4 protein-coding genes and 1 pseudogene are annotated in these 6,245 nt (G+C 73.9%); 4 read left to right on the plus strand and 1 reads right to left on the minus strand.

Annotated elements, in window-relative coordinates; all coding sequences use genetic code 11:
* The first annotated feature begins 47 nt into the window (after positions 1-47).
* Positions 48-2,954, plus strand: coding sequence for a glycoside hydrolase family 3 C-terminal domain-containing protein (locus tag ACFWTE_RS12780; RefSeq protein WP_378779505.1), 2,907 nt, complete (start codon positions 48-50; stop codon positions 2,952-2,954).
* Between the two features lie 36 nt (positions 2,955-2,990).
* Here ACFWTE_RS12780 and ACFWTE_RS12785 read toward each other — a convergent pair whose 3' ends face one another.
* Positions 2,991-4,265 (minus strand): ROK family protein, encoded by a 1,275-nt coding sequence (locus tag ACFWTE_RS12785; protein WP_378779506.1) that lies wholly within the window; start codon positions 4,263-4,265, stop codon positions 2,991-2,993.
* 115 nt (positions 4,266-4,380) lie between these two features.
* Here ACFWTE_RS12785 and ACFWTE_RS12790 point away from each other — a divergent pair, with 115 nt between their 5' ends.
* From ACFWTE_RS12790 to ACFWTE_RS12800, 3 genes and pseudogenes are all read left to right on the plus strand, one after another.
* Complete coding sequence (locus ACFWTE_RS12790; RefSeq protein WP_378779507.1) at positions 4,381-4,965, plus strand: GNAT family N-acetyltransferase; 585 nt, start codon at positions 4,381-4,383, stop codon at positions 4,963-4,965.
* Between the two features lie 75 nt (positions 4,966-5,040).
* Positions 5,041-5,511 carry an NUDIX domain-containing protein gene (locus ACFWTE_RS12795; protein ID WP_378779508.1) on the plus strand — a complete coding sequence of 157 codons (471 nt, stop codon included), beginning with the start codon at positions 5,041-5,043 and terminating at the stop codon, positions 5,509-5,511.
* Between the two features lie 424 nt (positions 5,512-5,935).
* A pseudogene (locus ACFWTE_RS12800) lies at positions 5,936-6,154 on the plus strand (DUF6504 family protein); the annotation flags it as partial.
* Between the last annotated feature and the right edge of the window lie 91 nt (positions 6,155-6,245).

The following is a 6,245-nucleotide window of genomic DNA, read 5'->3' on the forward strand; positions in this document are numbered from 1 at the left end:
TTCGATTTCGAGGGGCATTGGCCCCGCCCACGAGAGACGGAACCCCCATGACCACGCACGCGACCGCCCCGCCCCACCGGGACCCGGGCCTCCCCGACGAACGCCGCCTGGACGACCTGCTCGGCCGCCTCACCACCGACGAGAAGATCGGGCTCCTGCACCAGCACCAGGCACCCGTCGAACGCGTCGGACTCGGCCCCTTCCGCACCGGTACCGAGGCGCTGCACGGACTGGCCTGGCTCGGCCGGGCCACCGTCTACCCGCAGGCCGTCGGCCTCGCCAGCACCTGGGACCCCGAACTGCTCCGCCGTGTGGGCGAGGCGACCGCCGACGCGGTCCTCGCGAGCCTGGACCGGGGAGCCGGACGCAACGTCTGGGCCCCCGTGGTCAACCCGCTGCGCGACCCCCGCTGGGGGCGCAACGAGGAGGGGTACTCCGAGGACCCGTGGCTGACGGGCCTCCTCGCGACGGCCCACGCGCGCGGCCTCGCCGGGAACGGCGCCCGGCTGCGCACCGCTCCGACCCTCAAGCACTTCCTCGGCTACAACAACGAGAAGGACCGCTGCGTCACCTCCAGCGACCTGCCGCCCAGGGTCCTGCACGAGTACGAGCTGCCCGCCTACCTGCCCGCGCTCGCGGACGGGGCGGCCGTCGCCGTCATGCCCTCCTACAACCTGGTCAACGGGCGCCCCGCGCACCTGAGCCCGCTCATCGGCGAAGTCCTGCGCACGGCCGCCCCCGACCACCTGATGGTGGTCAGCGACGCCTACGCACCCGCCAACCTGGCCGAGCTCCAGAACTTCCACCCCGACCCGCCCACCGCCTACGCGCACGCCGTCCGCGCCGGGGTCGACAGCCTCACCCAGGACGACGACCGCCCCGAAGCCCCCCTCGGGCACCTCCGGGAGGCGCTGCGGCGGGGCCTGCTCACCGAGGCCGACATCGACCGGGCCGCACGCCGCGTGCTGTCCGTCCGCCTGAGGCTCGGCGAGTTCGACCCCGTGCCCGTGGAGGGGCGCGACACCGGCGGCACCCCGGCACCGGCAACCCGGGCAACCGGGACAGGTGCGCCGGGAACCCTCGGCGGGGCCGACCCCGCCGGCGCGTACGCCGACGACACCCCCGGGCACCGGGCGCTCGCCCGGGAAGCAGCCACCCGCTCACTCGTCCTGCTCCGCAACGACGGGCTGCTGCCGCTGCGCGACGTGCGCCGGGTCGCCGTCATCGGCCAGCTAGGCGACACCGTGATGGAGGACTGGTACAGCGGCACACTGCCCTACGCCGTCACCGCTCGCGCGGGGATCGCCGGCCGCGTCGAGACCGTGTTCTGCGAGGGCGCCGACCGCGTCCGGCTGGAGGCGCACGGCCACGGGCTCGTCGTCTCCCCGTCCGGCGGGGGACCGCTGGAGACGACCGGGCACAGCCCCGGGCCCGACCAGGGGCAGGACCCCGGGGCGGGCGGCTTCGACCTCCTGGACTGGGGCGGTGGAGCCTTCGCCCTGCGCTCCGCCGGATCCGGACTCCACGTGGACGAGCAGCCCGACGGCACCCTCGCCTGCACCGCCCCCGGACCCGGAACCTGGGAGGTCCGCCAGACCTTCCGGTTCGAAAAGCGCCACGACGGCCTGGCCGGCCTCGTCCAGATCCACACCGGACGGCACGTCGCCGCCGGGCACGAGGGCGTCCTCCGGCTGACCGACGACCCCGCCTCGGCCGCCGGCTTCCGGATCACCGGACTCGGATCGGGGGCCGCGGAGGCCGCACGGGCCGCCACGACCGCCGACGTCGCCGTCGTCGTCGCGGGCGACCACCCCATGGTCAACGGACGCGAGACCGAGGACCGGACCGACCTCGACCTGCCCACCGCGCAGGAGCGGGTGCTGCGCGCCGTCCACGCGGCCAACCCGGCCACCGTCCTGGTCCTCACCAGCGGCTACCCGTTCGCCGTCACCTGGGCCGACGACCACGTCCCCGCGATCCTCTGGTCGGCCCACGGCGGCCAGGAGTACGGGAACGCCCTCGCGGACGTCCTGTTCGGGGACACCGAACCCTCCGGACGGCTCACCCAGACCTGGTACCGGTCCGCCGACGACCTCCCCGACATCCTCGACTACGACATCATCGGCGCGCGCGGCACCTACCTCTACTTCGAGGGCGACCCGCTCTACCCGTTCGGGCACGGTCTCGGCTACACGCGGGTCGAGTACGCGGCCCCCGTCGTCACCGTCGACCGCGGTCGGGTCACCGTCACGGTCATGGTGGCCAACACCGGGAGCCGCCCCGCCGACGAGGTCGTGCAGGTGTACACCCGCCAGCTGTCCTCCCGGGTGCGGACCCCGCTGCGCGCGCTGCGCGGCTTCACCCGGATCCGTGTCGAACCAGGCGGGGGCGCCGTGGCCGAGGTGTCGTTCGACGTGAAGGACCTCGCCCTGTGGGACACCACCCGCGACCGGTTCGTCGTGGAGGAGGCTCCGCGCGAGGTGCTCGTCGGCCGCTCCGCCACGGACGTGCGCGCCACCGCCGCCCTGAACGTCCCCGGGGAGGTCATCCCGCCCCGCGAGGCGTACACACCGTGGTCCGCCACGGGGTACGACCAGGCACGGGGCACCTCCCTGTGCCCGCTCACCCCCGAACACGGCGACGCCGTGCGCGCCCGGACCGACGGTGCGTGGGCGGCGTTCCACGACGTGGACCTGGGCGGAGGGGCCGCCGCCTGCCACCTGTCGGCCAACGCCGAACACGCCACCACCCTGCGCCTGCGGCTGGACGACCCCGACAACGGGCCGACCCTCGCCCTCGTCGACGTCCCGGCGGGGAAGGGCCGCTACGACTTCACCGGAGTCCGCGCACCCGTGGCCCCCGGCGGCGTACCCGTGCACGGCACCCGCGACGTCTACCTGGTGTTCGAGAGCGCGGGCACGGCGGTGGGCACCCTCGGGTTCACCCGCGACTGACCGGAGGCCGCGGCAGCGGTCCCCGCGTCCGGCGGGCTACATTTCTCCCGGGACCACCGTGCCCCGCGCGGACCTCGGCGCGGGGAGCGGCAGCAGGCCGCCGTCCAACGCGTGGATCATCGCCGCGGCCCCGCCCCGGGCCGCGGCGCTCAGCCCCAGGGCCGACAGCTCGATCCGGCAGCCGCCCGCCCCCGGCGCGAACACGTTCGCCCCGATCTCCTCCCGGCAGTTGGGCAGCAGCCACGGCCCCATCGGCACGAAGTACCCGCCCAGCACCACCACGCTCGGGTTGGTGACGTTGACGAGCGTCGCCAACCCCCGGCCCAGCCACGTGCCCGCCCGCTCCAACGCGCCCACGGCCACACCGTCACCGCTCGCGGCCCGCTCCACCGCCACCGCCACCAGCCCGGCGACGTCGCTGCCCGACAGGGCGCGGTCGGGGACCCGGTCCGGCACGGCGCCGCGCACGATCGCGCCGATCCCCGCCAGCGCCTCCAGACAGCCCCGGCGCCCGCACGCGCACTGGGGGCCGTCCGGGGCGAGCGCCAGGTGGCCCACCTCGCCGGCGAATCCGCCCGCGCCCCGCAACAGCTCGCCACCGGCCAGGATGCCGGCGCCGATGCCCACCTCGCCGGTCACGTACGCCATGTCCGGTGTGCCCGCGAAGGACCCCACCCGGTACTCCGCCGCCACGGCCAGGTTGGCGTCGTTGTCCACCTGAACGGGAACGTCCACGACCCCGGACCCGCGCAGCAGCCCCACCACCCGGTCCCGCAGGGGCACGTCACGCCAGCCGAGGTTCGGGGCGTGGGTGACGGTACCCGCAGGGGCGTCGATCAGACCGGGCACGGCCACACCGGCCCCCACCACGGCGCGCCCGCTCAGCTCAGGCGCCTCCACGGTCTCCCGCAGGGTGTCCGCGATGCGCCGTGCGCACTCCTCGGGGCCCGCCGAACGGGCGTCGAAGGGGACGTGGCGGCTCACCAGTTCGTCCCGCAGCAGGTCCACCGCGACCACCGACAGGTAGTCGACGTTGACCTCCAGGCCGACCGCCGCCACCGACGAGTCGTCCAACGCCAGCAGTACGCCCGGGCGCCCCACCCTCTTCCGCGAGGTCTCCCCGGTCTCCAGGACCAGGCCCCGCGCCATCAGGTCGGCGACCAGGCTGGACACGGTGGTCTTGTTCAGGCCCGTCGCCGACGCGACCGCCGAACGCGAACACGGGGCCAGCTCGCGAACCGTGCGCAGCACGACGCCCAGATTGGTCTCGCGGACCGTCTGGAAGCTGACCGTTCCCGAACCGACCGTCACCGGACCCCCTCGTGCTCACAGGCGCCGCGCGCCGTGCCCGGATCGTACAGGGGGCGCGGCGGGAGAGCGGAAACACGGTTGCGGAGCCCCTCGGACCTCTGCTGGACTCCCGACCATGATTCCTCCCGACGTCTTCCGTGACCAGCCCGCGCTCCACGGGACCAAGGTGCGCCTCGTCCCCCTCGACGCCAAGAGCGGTGAGGCCCTGGTCGGCCCGATCGTGGACATGGACCCGGAGGTCCGCAGATTCACCGGCACCCACCACGAGTTCACCGAGGACGCGCTGCGGCGGTGGTACGCCACCCGCCCCGACCACCACGACCGCGCCGACTGGGTGATCGTGTCCCGCGAGGACGGCGCGACCGTGGGTGACTGCGCGCTCCTCGAACTCGACCCGGCCAACGCCTGCGCCGGGTACCGGATCGCGCTCACCGACATGGCCTCCACCGGGAAGGGCTACGGGACCGAGGCCACCGACCTGGTCCTGGAGTACGCGTTCACGGTGGCCGGACTGCACCGGGTGAGCCTGGAGGTGTTCGCGTTCAACACCAACGCCCAGAAGTCCTACACCAGGTCCGGATTCGTCAGGGAGGGCGTCTGGCGCAAGTACCTGCGCTGGGACGGGGAGTGGCACGACGCCGTCCTGATGTCGGTCCTCGCGGAGGAGTACGCCGAACTACGCGCCTCCCGGGGGCGCTGAGGGGGTACGACGCGGGACCACGGGCCCCGCGTCGGACCGCGCCCGGCCCCCCGCCGCTCTCGTAGGCTCGTGTGCATGCCCGTACCTGACTTCCTTCTCGCGTTGCGCGACCACGTCGGCCACGGACTCCTCCCCCTCGTGGGGGTGACGGCTGTGGTGATCGGCGGGAACGGTGACATCCTCCTGCACAGGCGCGCCGACGACGGCCGCTGGGCCACCCCCGGCGGCATCCTCGAACCCGGTGAACAGCCCGCTCGGGCGGTGGTGCGCGAGGTCAAAGAGGAGACCGGCCTCGATGTCGAGGTCGAACGGCTGGTCAGCGTGGTCGGCCAGGAGCCCCACATCTACCCCAACGGGGACCGGGCGCAGTTCCTCGACCTGGCCTTCCGCTGTCGCGCCGTCGGCGGGGAACCCGACGCGGGCGGGGACGAGACCCTGGAGGTGCGGTGGTTCGCCCCGGACGCACTGCCCGACATGCCGCCGCGCATCCTCGACCGGATCGCGAACGCACAGGCGAACGCCCCCGCCCCGTACTTCCTTGTATAGGCCCGGGTGCCCTTCAACGCGGGAACCTTCGGTGGCTGCGGCGGGTTGGCTCGTTCCTCGCGAACCCGCCTTCGGCACCTCCAGAACCCCGCGGGCACCCGGGCTGTGCCTTCTTGGGCCTGCGGCCCGGGGTGCCTTGTAGCGCGGGAACCTTCGGCCTCTTCGCGCGCGTCCTCGTTCCTCGCGAACCCGCCTTCGACACCTCCAGAACCCCGCGGGCACCCGGGCTGTACTTCTTTGGGCCTTCGGCCCGGGGTGCCTTGTAGCGCGGGAACCTTCGGTGCCTGGGGCGCGACACGCCGTGGACGGGTCCCCAACCCGCCCGGTGCGCGCACCTAGGGTGTTCCGCGTCCAGCAGAGCCCGGCAGGGCGACCGCTTCGAGAGGCTTGACTTTCTCGAACAAGAGTTCGATAGGCTGCCCGCGTGAGTCTTCTGAACGAACACATCGACGTACGTTCCACCCAGGGCGGTACCCCCGCCCGGTTCACCTGGCGCGGCCGTACCTTCCGGGTGCGCAGGATCATCGGCGACTGGCCCGCGCGTCCCGAGGTACCCGGAGTACCCGCCACCCAGTGCCACCTGCTCCGCGTCTCGGCCGAGTCCGAGACGGGCGAGCCCAGCATCATCGACATCACCCGCGACGTCCGACAGGGGCCCGATCATCGCACGTCAGTGCACGGCGCACGGCCGCTCACCGGACTCCGCGCCGGGGCCGGGGCCGTGGGGGCGGGAC

It is taken from the genome of Nocardiopsis sp. NPDC058631 (assembly GCF_042716955.1).
Lineage (GTDB): Bacteria > Actinomycetota > Actinomycetes > Streptosporangiales > Streptosporangiaceae > Nocardiopsis.